18 protein-coding genes and 1 pseudogene are annotated in these 21,236 nt (G+C 41.6%); 10 read left to right on the plus strand and 9 right to left on the minus strand.

The genetic code is table 11. From position 1 onward, the window contains the following. Positions 1-54: 54 nt before the first annotated feature. The 4 genes from JFC08_RS07890 to tusD all read right to left on the minus strand — a co-directional run bounded on the left by JFC08_RS07890 (position 55) and on the right by tusD (position 1,708). Positions 55-411: a TusE/DsrC/DsvC family sulfur relay protein gene (locus tag JFC08_RS07890; protein WP_227697699.1), complete on the minus strand. Its 357-nt coding sequence runs from the start codon at positions 409-411 to the stop codon at positions 55-57. Beyond that, a complete protein-coding gene (locus JFC08_RS07895) occupies positions 408-767 on the minus strand; it encodes a hypothetical protein (protein WP_227697700.1) in 360 nt (119 codons plus the stop codon). The genes JFC08_RS07890 and JFC08_RS07895 overlap by 4 nt, the downstream gene beginning before the upstream one ends. Positions 768-881: 114 nt before the next feature. Then, positions 882-1,205: a hypothetical protein gene (locus JFC08_RS07900; RefSeq protein ID WP_045454966.1), complete on the minus strand. Its 324-nt coding sequence runs from the start codon at positions 1,203-1,205 to the stop codon at positions 882-884. 71 nt (positions 1,206-1,276) lie between these two features. Continuing rightward, positions 1,277-1,708: a sulfurtransferase complex subunit TusD gene (gene tusD / locus JFC08_RS07905; RefSeq protein WP_198330325.1), complete on the minus strand. Its 432-nt coding sequence runs from the start codon at positions 1,706-1,708 to the stop codon at positions 1,277-1,279. A gap of 216 nt (positions 1,709-1,924) precedes the next feature. Between tusD and glnE the strand changes: the two genes are divergently transcribed. The 5 genes from glnE (at position 1,925) to JFC08_RS07930 (ending at position 9,380) form a co-directional block, all read left to right on the plus strand. Next, a complete protein-coding gene (gene glnE / locus JFC08_RS07910; protein WP_198330326.1) occupies positions 1,925-4,804 on the plus strand; it encodes a bifunctional [glutamate--ammonia ligase]-adenylyl-L-tyrosine phosphorylase/[glutamate--ammonia-ligase] adenylyltransferase in 2,880 nt (959 codons plus the stop codon). A gap of 283 nt (positions 4,805-5,087) precedes the next feature. After that, positions 5,088-6,017 carry a branched-chain amino acid transaminase gene (locus JFC08_RS07915; protein WP_055124135.1) on the plus strand — a complete coding sequence of 310 codons (930 nt, stop codon included), beginning with the start codon at positions 5,088-5,090 and terminating at the stop codon, positions 6,015-6,017. Positions 6,018-6,326: 309 nt separating this feature from the next. Next, the gene (locus JFC08_RS07920; RefSeq protein ID WP_193216888.1) at positions 6,327-7,415 is read left to right on the plus strand and encodes a glycosyltransferase family 4 protein; all 1,089 of its coding nucleotides are present in this window, start codon (positions 6,327-6,329) and stop codon (positions 7,413-7,415) included. A 27-nt stretch (positions 7,416-7,442) separates the two neighbouring features. Further along, positions 7,443-8,405, plus strand: a complete 963-nt coding sequence (locus JFC08_RS07925) for a glycosyltransferase family 2 protein (RefSeq protein WP_087815254.1) — start codon at positions 7,443-7,445, stop codon at positions 8,403-8,405. A 3-nt stretch (positions 8,406-8,408) separates the two neighbouring features. Beyond that, the gene (locus tag JFC08_RS07930) at positions 8,409-9,380 is read left to right on the plus strand and encodes a capsular polysaccharide synthesis protein (protein WP_198330327.1); all 972 of its coding nucleotides are present in this window, start codon (positions 8,409-8,411) and stop codon (positions 9,378-9,380) included. 25 nt (positions 9,381-9,405) lie between these two features. Here JFC08_RS07930 and JFC08_RS07935 read toward each other — a convergent pair. From JFC08_RS07935 to aspS, 5 genes and pseudogenes are all read right to left on the minus strand, one after another. After that, positions 9,406-10,061: pseudogene (locus JFC08_RS07935) on the minus strand (IS1595 family transposase). A 46-nt stretch (positions 10,062-10,107) separates the two neighbouring features. After that, on the minus strand, positions 10,108-10,977 hold the full coding sequence (locus JFC08_RS07940) for a WlaTC/HtrL family glycosyltransferase (RefSeq protein WP_198330328.1): 870 nt from the start codon (positions 10,975-10,977) through the stop codon (positions 10,108-10,110). A gap of 2 nt (positions 10,978-10,979) precedes the next feature. Then, entirely contained in the window at positions 10,980-11,696 is a 717-nt protein-coding gene (locus JFC08_RS07945) for a glycosyltransferase (RefSeq protein WP_406947499.1), read from the minus strand. A 380-nt stretch (positions 11,697-12,076) separates the two neighbouring features. Further along, the gene (locus JFC08_RS07950) at positions 12,077-13,036 is read right to left on the minus strand and encodes a lysophospholipid acyltransferase family protein (RefSeq protein WP_198330329.1); all 960 of its coding nucleotides are present in this window, start codon (positions 13,034-13,036) and stop codon (positions 12,077-12,079) included. Between the two features lie 67 nt (positions 13,037-13,103). Further along, positions 13,104-14,930 carry an aspartate--tRNA ligase gene (gene aspS / locus JFC08_RS07955; protein WP_198330333.1) on the minus strand — a complete coding sequence of 609 codons (1,827 nt, stop codon included), beginning with the start codon at positions 14,928-14,930 and terminating at the stop codon, positions 13,104-13,106. A 368-nt stretch (positions 14,931-15,298) separates the two neighbouring features. Between aspS and sohB the strand changes: the two genes are divergently transcribed. From sohB to JFC08_RS07980, 5 genes are all read left to right on the plus strand, one after another. Next, the gene (gene sohB, locus JFC08_RS07960; RefSeq protein ID WP_193008979.1) at positions 15,299-16,279 is read left to right on the plus strand and encodes a protease SohB; all 981 of its coding nucleotides are present in this window, start codon (positions 15,299-15,301) and stop codon (positions 16,277-16,279) included. A 245-nt stretch (positions 16,280-16,524) separates the two neighbouring features. Then, positions 16,525-17,775: an acyl-CoA dehydrogenase family protein gene (locus tag JFC08_RS07965; protein WP_198330334.1), complete on the plus strand. Its 1,251-nt coding sequence runs from the start codon at positions 16,525-16,527 to the stop codon at positions 17,773-17,775. Between the two features lie 153 nt (positions 17,776-17,928). Continuing rightward, complete coding sequence (locus tag JFC08_RS07970; protein ID WP_193008980.1) at positions 17,929-19,206, plus strand: phosphotransferase family protein; 1,278 nt, start codon at positions 17,929-17,931, stop codon at positions 19,204-19,206. A 68-nt stretch (positions 19,207-19,274) separates the two neighbouring features. Further along, positions 19,275-20,027: a histidine phosphatase family protein gene (locus JFC08_RS07975; protein ID WP_198330330.1), complete on the plus strand. Its 753-nt coding sequence runs from the start codon at positions 19,275-19,277 to the stop codon at positions 20,025-20,027. A 237-nt stretch (positions 20,028-20,264) separates the two neighbouring features. Next, entirely contained in the window at positions 20,265-21,134 is an 870-nt protein-coding gene (locus tag JFC08_RS07980) for an SDR family oxidoreductase (protein WP_227697701.1), read from the plus strand. The last annotated feature ends 102 nt before the right edge of the window (positions 21,135-21,236 follow it).

A 21,236-nucleotide genomic window follows, 5' to 3' on the forward strand; every position in this document is an offset into this window, starting at 1 on the left:
TTTAGGTATTCATCGCCATTCATAACCCCTTATCAATCATATATGCCATATATCTTATAAACAGTTGGGTGGTTTGGGCAGACCGGCAAGGCGATTGACATGGCGGGCAACCAAGCCAGTGTTGAATAACTGCTGTAGTTTCTGATTGCTGATATCATGCTCTGGCAAGGTTTTCTGTAACCATTTAATCAGTGGGCGCGTGGCTGGTGCGTGATTAAACTGAGTAAAAAATGCCCGTACCTGTTGTAAAATTTGTAAATGCTCAGTTTCTAGATGCACCTCTAGAGTGTCGGCCAATTGCTGAGCGATATCAGGGGTCCAGATATTATGGTCACATAAATGACCGTCTTGATCCAATTCAACGTTGATTGCCGCTGTTATATCGTGATTAATCGTATTATCGTTATTCATAGGGCGATGGTCACTACTTTATCAAACCCCGCATTATTAGCATTGGTATTACTAAAATTGGTACTCTGAGTTAGATTGACCCATTCTTCATCGGTTAACAGCCCACTCAACTTGGTCTCTAGATTGAGCTTCGCACTGGTATTGGTACTCAGCTGCGCCACATCATCGGCTAAGGCATAAATATTTGCGATGCCTTGTATTTCACTGTCACTCAAATAGGCATCAAGCCAACTGATAAAAGCCACGGTGCTACCGAGCAAGAGAATACTGTCACCGGTGCGCCATGTCCGTGACATCTCATCGACACTGCGCCTGAGCGTATCCATTGTGCTGTGTATTTGATATAAAGTTGCCATAACAGTGTCCGATTCGTTGCTAGATTTAGGATAAGGCGTGTCCTCATTCTCATCTTTATTTTTAAAATGAGGACACGCCCTAGTATTTAAAGTATTACAAATAAAATGGCGAGGTTAAAAGCGTAGTATTTGCTCAAAATCTGAAGCGTTCACCACTTCAGGTATCAATGTCAATTGTGAAGCCAAATCAATAGGCAGCATACCCGTGACCCACCCGCTAAAGACATCGTCAGGTAGCCAAGCGGCTGGCATGTCATATAGCTCAAGCGACTGAATCATGCCATGCAAACGCGACGCAGGCTGCATCAACAAGCCAAAAACAGGCGCATCCAAATACAGCTGTACTTCATGACCAAAGGTCGCTAGCGTTAATGCAAGCGCACAGCCTTCATAACTCGCCATTTCAGTCGGCGTGAGCAGCTGAATTAATAATTTCATGGTTAATTCCTAATTTAATTGGTCGCTGACAACTATTATCATAAAATATAATTTGTCTACACGGCAAGTCATCAAAACTGCATCAAACGACAGTCGCCTTGCATCATCATCGCAAGCTCACTCAGTCCGACCAGTGAAAAGCCGGTGGCAAGGTTGTCACCATTAAGTTGATGGCGTTTGCTGTTATCCGTGTCGCTAATGCCGCGACTGAGTGCAGTACTGACACAGACAGGCAGCGCTAACTGGAACTGCTCAGCGAGCGTTTGCCACTCTTTGGTCAAATTAATTTGATCCGCCGACTGCCAGCGTAAACCATTGGCCGTATGCGCCGCATCGCCATAAAAAAATACGTTTAAGGTGACATTATCTAAGGTGGCATTGTCATTGGTATCTTTATTATTGGCGGCATTTGTCAGGTAAGCGCGTGCATAACGTAGCGCTAAATGGGCAAGTGGGTGGCTAGGATCAGCAGTAATCAGAAGCAATGGGGTCATGGTGGTCATAAGAGCTCTTTTCAATCATCTGCGCTAAAGTTGTTTATGCTACCATAAAGTGCTCAAAAGCAAATAGGGTCACTGTCATTAAACGTAGTTTTATATTAAATACTGACATATTGCGTATCGTTAGTTGATGCTGTGACTGCTTCGTAAGAAAAAACGATAAACTTATGCGCTAAGTTCACGTAGTCTTATCACTCTATGCAAGGAGTTATGTTCCCTATGTCACCCGCTATGCCTTCACGTGCGACCCATGGTACAGATTGTCAGTATACAGCCGAACAGCTGCAAATATTGCAGACGGCAAGCGAGTTCGCTTATCAGATTTGGGAGAGTCGAACGGTTTCATGCCAAACGTTTTTACGTAGCTACCCGTTAGATCGAACCTTAACTCGGCAGCAAATCGATGATTTGATTCAAGATTATACGTTAGATGATAATTACCAACTTGCTGATGAAGTGAAGGTGATGAGTGGCCTGCGTCATCTACGTACACTGCTGATGATGCGCTGGATTTGGCAAGATGCCTTACAACTGATAGCACTTGAGCAATTGACCGACGAGCTGTCTGAGTTTGCAGATGGTTGTATCTCATTTGCCAAAGATTATACCTACCAGCATTTGATTAAACAGTACGGCGAACCGACTTTTATCAATGCTAAAGGTAACGTGCAAATTGATGATATGGCGATTATGGCGATGGGTAAGCTTGGCGCTCATGAGCTGAACCTATCGAGTGATATCGACCTTATCTTTGTTCATCAGGCTCGCGGTGTAACCAGCGGTGATAAATCAAAAGGCATGCGCAGCATAGATAATAAGCGGTTTATGACAAGGCTTGGTCAAGGTATTATTAAATTATTGGATCAAAAGACGGCTGATGGTTTTGTCTTTCGGGTCGATATGCGTTTGCGCCCTTGGGGTGACGGTAGTGATTTGGCTATTCATTTATCCGCATTACAGAAGTACTTCTCTCAACATGGACGTGCATGGGAGCGTTTTGCATGGCTAAAAGCACGAGTAGTCGGGCAGCTAGAACAGCCGTTTTATGATGAGATACAAGCGCTCATCAAGCCCTTTGTTTTCCGTTATTACGTGGATTATAGTGCTTTTTCAGCGCTCAGGGAGATGAAATCCCTTATTCAAAACCAAGTCGCTCAGCGGGAGGATTTGGATAACATCAAGCTGGGTGCTGGTGGTATCAGAGACATTGAATTTATTGTGCAGGCCTTTCAGTTGATTTATGGTGGCAGGCATCCTCAATTACAGGTGAAATCTTGTTTACAAGCGATGCAGGTATTACATAAGCTTGAGTATTTAGAGAGGACTACTTATCAAGAGCTCCAAGCCGCGTATCGTTTTTTACGTCGGCTTGAACACGCCATTCAAGCGATTAATGATCAACAGACTCAGCGCCTGCCACATGATCCGCAGTGGCAGTATAACTTGGCGGTTACCCTTGGGTTTGACGAGTGGAACGCACTGTTAGATACCCTCAACCACCACCGAGACAATGTCAATGTTCCCTTTGAGCGTATGGTGACCGAACGTCAGGTACCGGATCATGAAGACACAGATCTTGAGCCCGAACATCTTGATGAACAGATTGCACGATTGAATGATGTGCTCACGGCAGAAAATCGAGTGCTATTACAAGATTTTTGGCAGTCAAAGATGGTCGCTAACTTAAGCGATGAGGCTCGCGAGCGGTTGGATGACGCTTATCCTGTGATTATCCATGCGTTACTCGCTCATCAAGAGCAGCAGCAATTGGCCAATACCGCTTTGCCGCGTCTCATTACATTGCTCGAAGCGATTTGCCGTCGTTCTATCTATTTGGTGATGATTGCAGAAAATCCCAATGCGACAATTGAGCTGATACCCATGCTGTCGGCCAGTCCTTGGATTGCCAAAGAGTTGGCACATTATCCTGTGCTTTTAGATACTTTTTTACAGCAGCGCTATCGCCACTTGCCGGACAAGCCTGAGTTGCGTGATATTTTGCGTCAACAACTATTGCGCGTAGAGCCTAATGACGAAGAAGAGCTGCTCAGCGTATTAAGACTATTTAAGAAGAACCAAGTGTTGGCGGTCGCCGCCAGTGATGTATTGGCTGAGCGTCCGATTATGAAGGTGTCGGATTCTCTCACTTATATCGCAGCGGTAGTACTAGAAGCCGCATTAGAACGGGCTTTTGCAGAAATTGTCAAACGCTACGGCTATCCTATTGGTCAAGATGGCGATCCAGTGACCGAGGCAGACTGCGGTTTTGCCATTATTGGTTATGGCAAGCTTGGCGGACTGGAGTTGTCGTATTCTTCAGATTTGGATCTGGTGTTTTTACACAAGATAAAAGAGCAGGGCATGACCACGGGTGAAAAATCAGTCAGCGGTATGAAGTTTGCTGCCCGTTTGGTACAAAAGCTGATGAACTATCTCAATACCCAAACTCGAGATGGCCGCGCTTATGAGATTGATATGCGTTTGCGCCCTTCAGGTAATGCTGGCATGATGGTGGTGTCTTGTCATGCTTTTGAAACCTATCAGCTAGAAAAGGCATGGTCGTGGGAGCATCAAGCCTTGGTACGGGCGCGAGCGATTTGCGGTGATAAACGAGTGACGGCACGCTTTTGTGATATTCGCCGAGACGTATTATCATTACCGCGCACGATAGAGCAGGTGCGTACAGAAGTCACCAGTATGCGTATTAAGATGCAAAAACATCTGGGCACCAGTCAATGGCAACAACAAGCAGGTAAGTTTCATCTTAAACAAGATGCAGGTGGGATCATTGACATTGAATTCTTAGCGCAATTTGCAGTATTGGCTTATTCGCATGAGCATCCGAGCCTGACCAAATGGAGCGACAACGTTCGTATTTTTGAAGAAGTGGCATCACTGGGTATTTGGGAGGAGCAAGTTTGCCAAGATTTAACGGATGCTTACCTCAGAATTCGTGCTGCTACTCATCAATTGGCACTATCAGAGCAATCGCTATTGGTGGATGAGTCACTGTGGAAAGAAACACGAGCATTAGTACAAGCGCAATGGCAACATTTGATGGGTGTTAATTTGGCAGATGACGATTCGCCTCATTCTTAAGAAGGTTTTTGCTTATAAATAATAGCCTGTGATACTCAAAATAAAAGATTTCATTTGCTAGCACCGCCAGTGATATAATCGGCGACACATTACGATAAAGCTGTCAGTTGTTGGTTGTTTCTTAGTAAGGATAATACTATATTTTAGCAATAAAATTTGACGCTGCGGTGTTATCATATGATGTTGATAAATATGATTAAACAAAACCTCTAGTCGAAGCATTTATACGTGCGTCGACTATACCTAAAAAAATAGCCGTTAGTGCTAACATAAGGATTATAAAATGAATATGGCAACACAAGATGGTAAGCTTTGGATGAATGGCACAATGATTGAGCAGCCAGATGCCAAAGTCCATGTGCTGACGCATAGCTTGCATTATGGCATGGCTGTGTTTGAAGGTGTGCGCGCGTACCAAACTGCTGACAATCGCACCGCTATTTTTCGTCTGAAAGAACACACAGAGCGTCTGTTAGGCTCTGCAAAAATCTTTCAAATGAATGTACCGTTTGATGCAGCGACTCTGGAGCAGGCGCACAAAGATGTGGTCAAGCAAAACAACTTGGCAGAAGCCTATATTCGTCCGCTCATTTGGGTCGGTGCAGAAAAGCTTGGTTTATCGTCACGTGATAATAGTATCAATGCGATGGTTGCTGCTTGGCATTGGGGCGCTTATCTGGGTGAAGAGGGTATCAAGAACGGCATCCGTGTAAAAACCTCTTCATTTACTCATCATATGACCAATGTGACCATGTGTAAGGCAAAAGCCTCGAGCAACTATCCAGTGTCCATCATGGCAAACCAAGAAGTCACTCGTAATGGCTATGACGAAGCTATCTTGATGGATCCGCAGGGTTACGTTTGCCAAGGTGCAGGCGAAAACTTATTCTTAGTAAAAGATGGTGTATTGCATACACCGGACTTAGCAGGTGGTGCACTTGACGGAATCACGCGTCGTACTATCATTCAATTTGCCGATGATCTAGGCATCAAAGTCGTTGAACGCCGTATCACTCGTGATGAGTTTTATTTGGCGGATGAGATATTCATGACGGGTACGGCGGCTGAAGTCACACCTATTCGTGAATATGATGACCGTACTATCGGCAATGGTGGACGTGGACCTTTGACTGAGCAGCTACAAACCTTGTACTTTGATGTAGTACATGGTCGCAATGAGCAATATATGGATTGGTTAAGTTTTATTGATTAATATTTAGAATTATGTTGTATGAGATAAAAAAGCTAAGACTGTTTTAAGTCTTAGCTTTTTTGTTGAGTGGTATTAATCGGTATTCTAAAGTAAAGTTCATACACTATAACTATACGCTCGCACATAATTTATGGATGCGGTATCATAACGTCGCTTAGTTTCAAGCTATATCTAGCTATGGTGTCCATCTACAAACACGGCTGCTTAGCATATCGATTCTTAAAGCAGGTGCGTTCAAATTGAGAGCGTCACAAAACATTATTTTTAGCTAAGTCTGGCTTTACTTTGAATAGATTAATGGAGAAGCCGTTGAGAGTCTTACATTTTGTCACTGGTGGCTTTTCAGGAGCCACGAAAGTTGCTATTGATTTGGTTGAGGCACACAATCAAATAGAATCGACTGAAAACCTGTTAGTACTGCGTCGCAAAAAAACGACCGTACCAGAAAAGCTTGCTGAACTTGAAGGTAAAGATATCGATTACAAGCTTGTCACAAGTACTAACCATCTTGCGACCCTTCACGAATTAAAAAAACTATGTGTGCAATGGCGACCTGATATATTGGTTGCGCATGGGTTTCCTGAGCATTTACTGGGAAGACGGGCAGGGCTATTGGCACAAGTACCTTGCTTGGTACAAGTGGAACACAACTCTAAAGAGCGCTATACACCTTGGAAGATATACCAAACGCGTAAACTAAGTAAATCAACTGCTAGAATTGTGGCTGTCTCTGAAGGCGTAGCCCAAGTCTTATCTGAGCAGGGTCTTCACGCACCCATTCAAGCCATCCCAAATGGTATTGATACCACTCGATTTGGCGGTGTGAATCTTGCACCTGTTAATGAAAGGTCGCATGATCTGATTATGGTGGGAAGATATGCTAAAAGTAAGGATCACGTTACTTTAATTGAAGCACTGAATCAGTTAAAGCAAAAAGGCATCAATCCCACTCTTACCTTAGTTGGTAGTGGGCGCAAGCGTTACCAAAGAGAAGTACATGATTTGGTTGCTCGCTATGAGCTGCATGAACAAGTGACCTTTATAGAGTACAGTAGCGAAGTTGAAAAGCTATTGCTACAACATAAAGTATTTATCATGTCGAGCCGTTTTGAAGGGCTGAACCTAGCGGTGCTAGAAGCGATGGCAAGTGGCTGTGTCGTTATGGGAAGTACTGCAATGGGAGTAAAGGAGTTGATTGAAGACAACAAGGATGGCTTCTTGTTTTCAGTCGGGGCAGCAACAGAGCTGGCGAATATCATCGCGACTGTACTATCTAATCCATCAAACTACCAAGCACTAGCAACGGCAGCTAGAGAGAAAGTTTTAGTTCATTATGATAAAAAACAGGTCACTCAAGCGTATTATCAATTATTTCAGAATTTATTAACAAGCTGTTAATTATAAAGTTTTTAATGTGAGTGTTGTATGAATAAAGAAGATCTAACAATTGGTATTTTAATACCTGTTTATAATGTAGCGGATTATGTAGAAGAGTGTATAGAATCAATACTCACTCAAATCGATACTAGAGCATCTATTTTAATAATGAACGATGCTTCGACAGATAATAGTGCAGCTATTATCAAGCGTTTTGAAAATTACCCTCAAGTGCAAATCTTCGATGCGCCTTATAATAGAGGTTTGTCAGACACACGCAATGCGCTTTTCGATATGGGCCAAACAGAGTATATCTGGTTTATTGACTCTGATGATGTTATGTACGAAGGTGCTTATAAATCTGTCATGTCTCAAATAGAAAAATTGAACTCGGATGTGCTATGTGCCGATTATGTATCATTACGAGGAAAAAAAGAGGTAAATAAAAAAGGGTTTATAGGCACGTCTAATAAAAATTATATCAATAAGAGCAATAGCTTCTTAGATAATATTATTGAAAATAATAGTAATCATGTTTGGAATAAGGTTTTTAGAAGACAGATAATACAAGACATAAGGTTTAAAGAAGGATTGAATTTTGAAGATATTTTGTATATGACTGATATCTCATTAAAGAGTTTTCAATATAGCTATTTAAAACAGCCTGTAATAAAGTATCGTGAGCGTGAAGGGTCTATTTTAAAGAATATCGACAAAAAATACGTAGATGATTATTTATATGCTTTCACTTATCGCGTTGAAAACTATCAGAGAGATGGTGAAAAAGATGGCTATCATTATTTGCTGTATAAAGTATATAAACGTTATATAGGGCTGTTAAATAAAATCGCTAAAAACCATCAGGAAGATTTGTTAAAAGACACCTATGCTCAATACAATAAGTACTTCTCAGAGCTTTATCTTGTTGCTAATAAAGAGCTGCGAATACATCAAAGAATAACTCTGAATATTAAACGTTCCAAATTAGACAAAATTCTGAAAGGTATGTAGACCATGCAAAAGATCTTTAACGTTATCCGTAATAAGCCCTTTAAGGTTTTCTATAATGGCCTAGTGCCTAGAAATGTAAGGAAGCGCTGGAATTATCAGTATGATGATAAAATTAAGCAAGAAAAAGTAGCCTCTTACTGGAGGATGGTTCTTGATCAATACGCTGACAAAAAAATAGAAAAGTATGATACTCCACCAATCAAAAAAGAACTGGTAGGCAAAAAAATTATTTGGCAATATTGGGGACAGGGATTAGAAAATTTACCGGAAATGGTGGAAATATGTTTTTCTTCAGTAGACAGTCATGCTCACGATTATCAGGTTATCAGAATTACTGATGAAAACATAAATGAATATATAAAGCTTCCAGAGTTTGTTGATGAAAAACGTAAAAATGGAGTTTTTAGACCAGTATTCTTTTCTGATTTGCTGCGTGTTGCATTGTTGTCAATCTATGGTGGGGTTTGGCTAGATGCTTCCGTTTTATTAACAGATAGGCTACCCAAGGAATATGCAAACTGTAATTTTTTTATGTATAGCCGTGATCCCAACTCTCTTAATAAAAATTGGGGTACAAATGATACACATTTTTACTTTAATTGGAGAGATGAATTTAAAGTAAAACATCTTAGTAGTATTATGTTTTCTAAGCCAAACTCAATGATTACAAAGACTTTGGTTGACTTGCTGCTTTATTATTGGGAAAATGAAAGTAAAATTGAGTATTACTTTTTCTTTCAAGTAATGATTAATGAATTAAAGGAGTCAAAAATTATAGATTTTGAATTTCCTGTTATTGATGATACTTTTCCACATTTATTACAATCTGAGATAAAAAAGCAATTTAATGAAGACGAATACAAAAAAATAGTTTCACAAGCTAGTATTCATAAGTTGACTATTCATGAGGCTTTCAAGGAAGAGTATTTCGAAAAACAAACCTATTATGGCTATCTAAAAAATAGATATATATAAATAAAGGGGCTGTAGTAGATAAGGATTAAATATCACACCATTTTCTCAGCGTTTTAAGCTGAGTAGACGGTGATCCATAGTTGAATCTAAACTCGCACTCTTTTAAAAATAAATGGAAGTTCTTCTTATCGATCCCATTATATTTTCTGAGTGTTCTTTTAGACTGATTCCAAAAGTTCTCAATGCCATTGATGTGATTGTTTTTACCGCAAGTAAACTCTTTAGAGTGATTGACTCTAAAGAGTTTAAACTCGCTCACATCTAACGCATTGTAACTTCGATAACTATCAGTATAAACAAAGCTGTCAGGCTTGATTTTACGCTTGATGACAGGCATTAATGTGCTTTGTTTGGTGTCTGCTACGACAATGGTATAAACCTTACCATTTCGTTTTAGTATACCAAATACAGCTGTCTTACCAGCAGCCCCGCGACCTCTTTTGCCTTTACGTACGCCGCCAAAGTAACTTTCATCTAATTTGACTTACACCTAAAAGAGCTCATCAGCTTCTAATGAGAGATGGTAATCTATCACAAGTCTTATTTTATGATAAAAAAGTGCAGCAGTGTTAGGTTGAATGTCGAGCAAATCTGCGGCTGTTCTTGCAGTCACTTCAGCCGTGAAAACTCTAAGAGCCTTCGCTGTACTTTTTTACTTAGTTTACAACGGGTTATCTTCATAAAAGTAGTCTAGCATAGTGCTTATCTACTACAGCCTCTAAATAAATTAAGCATGAAATTTTTGCATGGTTCCAAACCAATTTTGCTCACCATTGCTATTTTTACCAAGATAGTGAAATTTAAATAGATTGGGTTGCTTAAGATGACACATTAAATAAACACCTTGATCATCGTCCACAATGTTTTTTTGAAATAATTCTTCTTGACAATTTTTTACAACATTAAAGAACTCTCTCCAAATATTTTGATTAGCTACTGTTACGCCACCTATGATAACTGCTCTATTATTTAAAATAGCAGATAAAACTTTGTTTTTTGTATGAGGGAAGTTGGGATTGTTAAAAAATAAAAAAAACTTGTCTTTTGTTAATGTGAAAAAATGAACATGTAAGTCATCAAAAGGGTAGTACCAATTATTAATACCTAGCAGAGTAGTATTATCTCTACAATATCCGAAGTCTACCCAAGCAACCAGATCATTAGACAAGTTAAAATCTTCAATAGCTTTGTTTACAAAGTAAGTTTTTAGATTAGTTACTAGGACATACTTTTCAGACCAATACTCAGGGTTGAGCTTGTGTTTATCGGGTATTTTACTCTTGAAATTATTGCTGTTAATTATCGATTTAATTTCATCTAGTAAGTTTCTAAACTTTTTTTCTAAATCAATAATGATGATCTTGGTTGGTTTGTTACCTCTTAATTTTCTGATATAAGGCTTCATTTCCTCAAAGGTAAATACAACCATTTCATTATCGAGTTTTGCTAAGTTCTCAAAATATGATAGGTATGTTTGATTATCCCTAAGTAGATGAGAAGGGTGTCCTTTTTCAGTGGACCAATCACCTCTACCAATATCAAAGTAGGCAGTAACAATTGTGATTGACTTTTCAGTTGTTGGTATTGAATTATCCATTACTACCGCCAATAATCTTTTAGCCAAGGGCTTGGCTTAACATGACGATACCACTTGCCTCCGCTACCATTGATGGCATCTGGCGGATTAATCTCACCATGAAAGATGACAATCTTTGCACCATCCAGCAGAGTAGGTGCGCGCACAAAGTTAAAGGGAATAGGGGCGATGCATTGGTACTTGAAGCTGACACACCATGTTTTATCCCAATACTCTAAATGATGATGCTCACGTAAATAGTTAGACAGATAAGCCTGCTCATGGCGCACTTGGGTACGAATGGTAGCAAAGTTACGCTCAAAGTTTGCGAGCAAATCAGGATAGGTGTTCATGCCAATGTTGAAACGATAAACAGAGCTATTACCAATCATTCGCCACGGTTTTTTCCAATCACGGATAATCACCACGCTGTCCTTGTGCTGAGCTTGATAGGTAAAAAAGGCGTCTATGTTATCAACAATAACAATGTCGATATCTAAAAATAAAGCCACACCTTTAAGACCATATAGTTCAGGTTTGAAAGTCGTGAGTTTTTTCCAACCACGCTCAGGTCCAGCAGGCAAATCCATCTTTGGAATAGGATGGCAAGTCACAGCAGGGTCGATACCGCTGCTATCATCAGTGAGGCAGATCATTTGAAAGTCTAAGGTCAAATGGCGACTGACCATATTATAAAGACGGTTGACGTACTCAGCGCCGTATTTGTTACCCCATTTCATACAGATAACATAACGCTGCTCAGCAGTGCTGCTGCGTGCGTGCGTGTGGTCTTTCGATGAGGTATTGGTTACGTCAGTTGCCATAATGCACTCATATTAATATAAATAAAAAATATTTAGGGCGTGTTCTCATTTTTAACATGGTGATAAAAATGAGATAAATTGTCGCCAAACAAGAAAGTAGCGCAGACAATATTGAGTTATTGACGGACTATTTGACGCTATTTGGCAAAATTTAGTCATCTCTAATCCATTTATAAGACGATCGATTGAACTGAGGACACGCCCTAGTAACGTTCAAAGGTACAAAAGTAAGCCGATATTATCACAGCTATGATTCACGATATCTCTAAACGTTTGGCTAATTGTAAGGTCATTGTTCATTGTTCATGGCCAGCGCGCGTGATTGTATCATGAACGTTTTGATCAGCCCGCTTGTTATCACGAATGAATTTGGCCAAAGTTTTTTCATCAACGTTGTAAGGATTCCCTAATGTGGGAATGTGTTTGAAACGTCGATAGCCCCACATATAGTGACTGCATTTTTCTTCAATCATCTGTTGCATGGCTTGGTTAAGTGCATAAGCGGCGGTCTCGGCATGACGATCATAAAGTGCTGGATCATCGAGCTTATAACAATAGATGTCAAATCCACGACCATCGTCACGGCGAATACAAGATAAGCCAACCAACGCACATCTGGTTTTACTAGCAAGTTTAGAAGCAAGCGTACTGGTTAGTGTTTTAATGCCAAAAAAGGGCACAACCACGCCACCTGAAGGATCAGGAACATGATCGGGTAAGACAATACTAAAGCCCCCTTGTTTGAGGGTTTTAAATATGGCTTTGACACCGCTACCATCGGTGGGTACTAAAGTCGCATTAAGCCTTGAACGCCCTTGTAGCACAAAGTTGTTGGTAATGTCACCTTTAACAGGTTTATACATAATGGTTGGGGAACCAAATTGATTGAGCCAAGCGTTCATCATCTCCCATGTACCGAGATGCGGCACGATAGCGAGCATGCCGTTGGCACTCGCAAGTCCTTCTAATAAAATGTCTTTATTATGAACGTCGCGAATCTGAGCGATACTCCACTCAGGTGACATGGCCCAGCTTTTAATCGATTCAATACTGGTCAAACACTGGTGATAAATAATCTCTTTGGTTAACACTTGTTTTTGCACATCAGTCAGCTTAGGAGCAATTAACGCCATATTGATACTAACCGTACGCATGATACTCAAATTGGGTATCTTGATAATCACCCACGCAACAAAACGTGCCAGTATCTGCAAGACAGATAATGGCACGATTTTAAAAATGTGATACGGATTCATAACCATTCACACGGTGATGAATCACGTAATAAGTACTGAAAAAAATATCCGGACATCGTTAGACCATTTATTGCGCAGGTTTGTTGGTGTCAGCTTGTGCTTTTTCGCGCACACGGATACCAAGATCACGTAGCTGCTTGCTATCGACTTCAGCAGGTGCTTGAGTTAGTGGGCATTCAGCAGTTTTAGTTTTTGGGAAAGCGATAACATCACGGATAGAGTCAGCGCCTACCATAAGCATAATCAGACGATCCAAACCAAAGGCCAAGCCACCATGCGGCGGCGCACCGAATCTTAATGCATCAAGCAAGAAACCAAACTTGTCTTCAGCTTCTTGCTCGCCGATACCTAACGCTTCAAGTACCGCTTGCTGCATATCAAAGGTATTGATACGTAAGCTACCACCGCCAACTTCTGTACCGTTCAATACCATATCATAAGCGATAGAGAGGGCAGATTCTGGGTTGTTTTTCAATTCATCAACAGAACCTTTAGGTTTAGTAAATGGGTGATGCATTGACGTCCAACGACCATCGTCCGTTTGCTCAAACATTGGGAAATCAGTGACCCAAAGTGGCGCCCACTGACAAGTAGTCATCTCAAGGTCTAGACCAATTTTTTGACGTAGTGCACCGATTGCGTCATTGACGACACTGGCTTTATCCGCACCAAAGAAAATAATATCATTGCTTTCTGCACCAGTACGCTCAATCAAGCTTACCAATACGTCATCGGTCATATTTTTGATGATAGGAGACTGAAGACCAGATTCTTGGTCAACGCCGTTGTTGATATTGCTCGCATCGTTAACTTTGATATACGCCAAACCACGTGCACCATAAATGCTAACGAATTTGGTATAAGCATCGATTTGCTTACGGCTTAATGACGCGCCGCCCGGGATGCGTAGGGCGGCAACGCGGCCTTTAGGATCGTTAGCAGGACCGGCAAATACTTTAAAATCAACGTCTTTCATTAAATCAGCAACGTCGATGAGTTTTAATGGAATACGTAAGTCAGGCTTGTCTGAGGCATAGTCACGCATTGCTTCAGCGTAAGTCATGCGTGGGAATTGCTCAAACTCAACATCCATCATGGTTTTGAATAAATGCTTAATCAAACCTTCGTTGATGTTCATGATTTCTTCTTCATTTAAGAAAGAAGTTTCAATATCGACTTGGGTAAATTCAGGCTGACGGTCAGCACGTAAGTCTTCGTCACGGAAACATTTAGCGATTTGATAATAACGATCAAAACCTGACACCATCAACAGCTGTTTGAATAACTGTGGTGATTGTGGCAATGCGAAAAAGTTACCTGGGCGTGTGCGTGATGGCACAAGATAATCACGCGCGCCTTCTGGTGTCGCACGAGTCAAGATAGGGGTTTCAACGTCTAAGAAACCATGGTCATCTAAGTAACGACGAATGGCTGACGTGGCTTTAGCACGGAAAACCATACGCTCTTGCATTTGCGGACGACGCATATCAAGATAGCGATATTTTAAACGCAAGTCTTCTGATACCGTGGTTTTCTCATCATTTAATGGGAAAGGCGGTGTTTCAGATTTCGCCAATACTTCAATTTCTTTGCCCAACAGCTCAATCTGACCACTGGTCATATTATTGTTTTCAGTACCCGCGTAGCGTTGACGTACGCGACCAGTGATTTTTAGCACATATTCAGGACGTACTGCATCAGCAGTTGCAAAGGCTTCTGGCGTATCAGGGTCAACGACGACCTGCAAGATACCAGCGCGGTCACGCATGTCTAAAAAAATCACGCCACCGTGATCGCGACGACGATGTACCCAGCCTACGATACTAATGGTTTGATCGATGAAGCTTTCGGTTACGGCTCCGCAATATTCGTCTCGATATTCGCTATGCGTCATAGTGCTTTGCGTCATAATATAATTATCCAGTTGTCAGCCCAATTCGAAATACAATAATGCAGCCATTGCTGTACGATTCAAGCTATCCGCTAAAAACGCACAAACACCGCGATTAAGACAAATGGTCATCACGTTGGCTACAGAAAATTTGGTGTAAACGCATATTATGCCTAATCTGCCCTTGTTATACAACCAGTGGCGTCCAATCAAAGCGTAGGAAAGTATCAGTAATGGGCGTATTTATTCAGTAACATTTGCATTGGGTTAAATATTGTCATTTTGCTTGAAAATATCAGCCACTGTGCACATATCAGGCTCAATTATAAAATCTTATTAAAATTATTCTAATCATGTAAGGAATGCTACTCATGCTTTTTCACCCTGCTAAGAACCCTGTTGAGCTACAAGTTGTTCATCTAAATAAAAGCCAAGAACAACGCCGTGAAGACTTAATGGAGGCAACTCAAGGTAAAGCCGCGCTTAAGCAATTCAAAAAAGTAATGGCTAAAAAAGCCAAGCAAGCATTGAAGGCAAAAAGCAAAAATAAGAAAAAAAACAGTGATAATAAATCACAAGTTTTCGTTCTCGACTTTGACGGTGATATCAAAGCCACGGCAGTCAAGCATTTACGCGAAGAAATCAGCACATTAATCAGCAGCGCAAATAAAGGCGATGAAGTCGTGGTACGTCTTGAATCAGGCGGCGGCTTGGTTCATGGTTATGGTTTGGCAGCAGCGCAATTGGCACGTCTAAAAGAGGCTGGTTTAAAACTAACAGTCTGTGTCGATAAAGTCGCGGCCAGTGGCGGTTATATGATGGCTTGTGTGGCAGATAACGTAGTGGCTGCGCCCTTTGCTATTATTGGCTCAATCGGTGTGGTATCACAGTTGCCAAACTTTCATAAATGGCTAAAAAATCATGACGTCGATTATGAGATGTTTACCGCTGGTGACTATAAACGTACCGTTACTATGTTTGGTGAAAATGATGCTGACGACCGTGCCAAGTACCAAGAAGAGCTTGAGCAAACGCATGAGTTATTCAAACATTTCGTTAACACCTATCGTCCAGCATTGGATGTCGCAAAAGTAGCAACAGGCGAGCATTGGTATGGTGAAGACGCACTAAAATTGAATTTAATTGACAGCCTACAAACCTCAGACAGCTATATTTTAGAGCGTATGGACGACAATGAAGTCTATGCACTGCATTCACGTCAAAAGCCAACGCTCGCCGAGAAGTTGGGATTGTCACAAGCTGCCGAAGCAACGGTGAATATTGCGATTGATAAGCTGCCAGATGCGCTAGCACGCTTTGATTTTAATAGCCGTTTAAATATCCTAAAGTAGTTTTCAGTTTTCCACTCTAAATAGAAGCATTGTTTGTATTTTGTAAAAGGCGTGTCCTAGCGGGTCGCGCCTTTTTGCTGTTTATTCATAAATGCTGTGTTATAAATGTGGCATACAGAACAGAGTATACGCACGTACACTATAAGATTAGTATTGGGCTTTTTATAAAAGCTTTATGTGAACGTGATGAAAATCATTAACCATCAGCAAGGAAAAGGATGCCAGCTATGTCTGAAAATACATTGATGTTTACCGCCACCGAACATGGTCAAGCCATGTATGCCAAAGTCAAAGCATTTATCGAAACTCATATTGAACCAATAGAAGCACAGTTTTGGGCGGATTGTCATGCGCAAAACCCAGACGGTAATTGGAAAAATTGGCAATGGCCAGAAAAATATGAGAGTTTGCGTAAACAAGCACGCGAAGCCGGTCTATGGAATTTATTTTTGCCAGATGACACGCTAGGGGCAGGGCTGTCGGTGACCGATTATGCACCGATTGCCGAGCTCACTGGACGTAGTTTATTAGCGCCTTATGTGTTTAACTGTAATGCCCCCGATAGTGGCAACATGGAGCTATTATGGCGCTATGGTTCAGAGGAGCAGCAAGACAAATGGCTCACACCAATCTTAGAAGGTAGAACGCGTTCGGTATTTTGTATGACTGAGCCTGATGTCGCCTCCAGTGATGCGACCAATATGCAAGCGACAGCTGTGGTTGATGGCGATGAGATTATTATCAATGGCAGTAAATGGTGGTCATCGGGTCTGGGTGACCCTGCGGTCGACATTTTGATTGTGATGGCGTACACGCCTGATGAGAATAAAGACCGTCATCATCAACATTCGATGGTATTGGTCCCAGCAAAGACAGCGGGTGTCAACATCGAGCGCATGCTCAAAGTCTTTGGCGATTATGATGCGCCGCATGGCCATGGTGAAGTCAGCTTTGATAAAGTACGTGTGCCCGTCAGTCACTTTATCGGTGGTGCAGGTATGGGCTTTGAGATTGCACAAGGTCGCCTAGGACCAGGTCGTATTCACCATTGCATGCGCTGTATTGGCGCTGCCGAAAAGTCGCTAGAGCTGGCTGTTAAGCGCGGCATGGAGCGTACGGCTTTTGGTAAGCCGTTATTACAACTGGGTGGTAATTTTGAGCGTATCGCTGAGGCGCGTATTAAGATTGACCAAGCGCGTTTATTGACATTATATGCAGCGCAAAAAATGGACGCGCAAGGCACAAAAGCGGCATTGACTGAAATCTCTGCTATTAAAGTGGTTGCGCCAACCGTGCTACAAGAAGTGGTCGATATGGCGATTCAGATTCATGGTGGCATGGGCGTTTGCCAAGATACGATGCTACCTGCATTCTTTGCGCAAGCACGAGCGCTGCGCTTAGCCGATGGTCCTGATGAAGTGCATAAAACGATGATTGCTAAGTTAGAATTAAAGCGTCAGGGTTTTATTCGCCCTTCTAAACCTGGTAAATCCTAAGTTTAGTTATTCATAAATTTATAGAAACTGATTTAAATAACCATCTGTTTAACTTAATTTCTCATTGAAATTCACTATTACACCGTTAATAGTGAATTTTCAGCCCTATACTCACTGATAAAACATAATTGACCACAGGATAAGGAATGTCATATGGCAACTGCTAATCAAAGCAAAACTACCATTGAAGAAGTAGCTAATAAAATCTTAGATAAAGGCGGTGAGGTTCGTGAGGGTGAAGAGCTTGATACCAAAGCGGTCAGCTCATGGCTACGTGATCAGGGTGTGGATATAAAAGGCGAACCTACCGTTACTCAATTTTCAGGTGGTGCCTCAAACTGGACCTATCGTTTGCAATATGAAGGCGAAGGTAAAAGCCAAGATTTAATTTTACGCCGTCCACCAAAAGGTACCAAAGCAAAATCAGCACACGACATGGTGCGCGAATATACGGTTCAAAAATCCTTAGAAGATGCTTATCCTTATGTACCTAAAATGGTCGCGCTATGTACCGATGAAGATGTTATCGGCGCTGACTTTTATGTCATGGAGCGTATGGAAGGTATCATTCCTCGTGCCAATTTGCCAAAAGGCATCGATTTAAATGAAGAGCAAACGCGTGCATTATGTACCAATGTCATCGATGCTTTGATTGAATTGCATCAAGTCGATTATAAAGCGCATCCTGATTTGGTCCATCTTGGACGCGGTGAAGGTTATTGCGAACGTCAAGTAACTGGCTGGGACAAGCGTTATGTCAAAGCCAAAACGTCTAACGTCCCAAGTTTTGCCTTAGTCCGTCAATGGCTCGGTAAGCATACGCCTGCTGATAGTAAGACTTGCCTCATTCATAATGATTGGCGCTTTGATAATGTGATTTTGGATGCAGCAGATCCGACCAAGGTGATCGGCGTACTCGACTGGGAGATGGCGACCTTGGGCGATCCTTTGATGGATTTGGGCAGCGCATTGGCGTATTGGATTGAAGAAGATGACAACATCATTATGCAGCAGTCACGCCGTCAGCCCACCCATTTAAAAGGCATGATGACTCGCGATGAGGTGGTTGCTTATTATCTTGAGCAGACAGGTCTAGAAATAGACAACTGGACGTTTTATGAAGTGTTTGGGTTATTCCGTCTAGCGGGTATCGTTCAGCAGATTTATTACCGCTACTATCATAAACAAACGACCAATCCCGCCTTTAAAAATTTCTGGATTATTGTGCACGTATTACATGCCAAATGTCTTAAACTGATTGCTCAATATGAAGGTGAGATTTTGTTTACTAGCCGAGTACAGCCGCATCTACAGGATATGGGTGTTGATGCTGCGATGATTGAGCAGTTGCCAAGTCCTATACAGGCTGTGATTAAAGGTATTTTGCCAAAGAGCTATTTTGGACAAAGCGCACCTAAAGCTGAAGAGTAAGCAAATTAAAAATTGAAAATCTAGAGCTTTTAAAAATTATAAGAGTGCGATTAATAAGGCAATATTTTATGACAACCATACTTTTGGCCCGTCATGGTCAAGCGTCATTTGGACAAGAGAATTACGATCAACTCTCAGAGCTGGGTGGCAAGCAAGCGCAGATGCTAGGTCAGCATTACGCGACGACTCAGCGTCGAATCGATGCGATTTTTACTGGTAGTTTGGTTAGGCAGCAAGACTCTGCACATCATTTTTGGCAGCGTTATCAGTCATTTGTTGATAGCGATATCTCTAGTAAGCCTGCGATCGATATAAGTGCGCCGGATAGCTATGTACTGCCACAATTTGATGAATTTAATCATAAAGACGTGTTTATAAAGTCTAATCCTGCTTTCATGAGTAAAGGTGCTATTGCGGCTGAGATTGCGCAAGCAGAAGTGCCGTCTATGCGTTTAGCGGAGTTGTTTGATTCTGCGATGCAGCGCTGGCATGCAGGTGACAATGACAGTGATTATATTGAGAGCTGGTCACAATTTAATGAGCGGGCAAAACAAGCGCTTGAGCAAGTGCGTTTGCAAGTGGCCAATCTGAATTTAGAGCGTGATAGTACGGTGCTGGTGTTTACTTCGGGCGGCATTATTTCGGCTATTACCGCGCAGTTATTGCAGCAGGGCAGCTCAACAGCCTATCAAATTAATAAAAGCTTGGTTAATACGGGTGTAACGTCTATTACTTTAAAAGCGCAGAGTACACGGCTATTGTCTTTAAATGAATACAGTCACTTATTTGCTGATGGCAAACGCTTCGTGACGTGGCGATAACATAGCATGTGATAGCGGTGAGACATTAAGGTCATAATTAAGCCACGATTAAGCCGTGATTAACATCAGGATAAAATGTCTATTCTAAACACGTAGCCAATTTTTATGTTATTAAAATCGGCTATAATAATTGTTGAGTACTTTTTGTGTATTTTGATGACAGACAAGCCGCACTTATCAATTTGCGATATTATAGACTGTCAACTTCATATAATATGGATGTAAACAGGACGTTCTATGCAAAATAAATTGATCAATTTAGTCACCAAAAGCGCCAAACAAAGTAAAAATCAGCTATTTAGCGCGATTGTGCCTGCACGATACCTAAAAGGTTTAAATAAGCAGCAGATTGGTCGTGGTAAAACAGTATTAATCACGGGTGCCAGCTCAGGACTGGGCGAAGGCATGGCAAGATTGTTTGCCAAGCTTGGCTATAATTTGGCGATTTGCGCGCGTCGTACCGACCGTCTAGAAAGTCTACAAGCAGAGTTGATGGCAGCGTATCCTGATATTCGTGTTGAATATCTAGCATTAGATGTCAGCGACTATGATGCCATATTCGATGTATTTGATGCGTTCGCAACTGACTTTGGGCATATTGATCGTGTTGTGGTCAATGCAGGCGTCGGGGATAGTCGCCGTATTGGTAAAGGGCGATTCGATACCAACCGCCGCACCGTTGAGATTAATTTTGTCTCTGCGCTCGCGCAATGTGAAGCGGCGATGAATATTTTCCGCGCACAAAACAGCGGTCATCTGGTGGTGATATCAAGCATGTCAGCAATGCGTGGACTGCCTAAGCATTTGACCGCTTATGGTGCAAGTAAGGCGGGTTTGGCTCATCTGGCAGAAGGCATTCGTGCTGATATGTTATTAACCAAATTGCCCATTAAAGTCTCGACCATCTATCCGGGTTATATCCGTACTGAAATTAATGAAAATGCCAAACCACTACCGTTTGAAGTGGATGCAGATACGGGCACCAAATCTATCGTTGCAGCGATTGAAGCTGGAGTCGATGAAGCTTGTGTACCAAGTCTACCGTGGTCTATTGTCGGTCAAGCAATGAAGCATTTACCATTGCAAGTGGTCAATAAAGTCAATTAGTAACTAGTTGACTTCATTGCTTTGGTATCAACAGCAATGAAGTCAAAAAGAAGACAATAAAAAACCCTCAACTTTAAAGTTGAGGGTTTTTTATTGTCTTCT

Origin of the sequence: Psychrobacter cibarius (genome assembly GCF_016107535.1) — a bacterium.
Classification (GTDB): domain Bacteria; phylum Pseudomonadota; class Gammaproteobacteria; order Pseudomonadales; family Moraxellaceae; genus Psychrobacter; species Psychrobacter cibarius.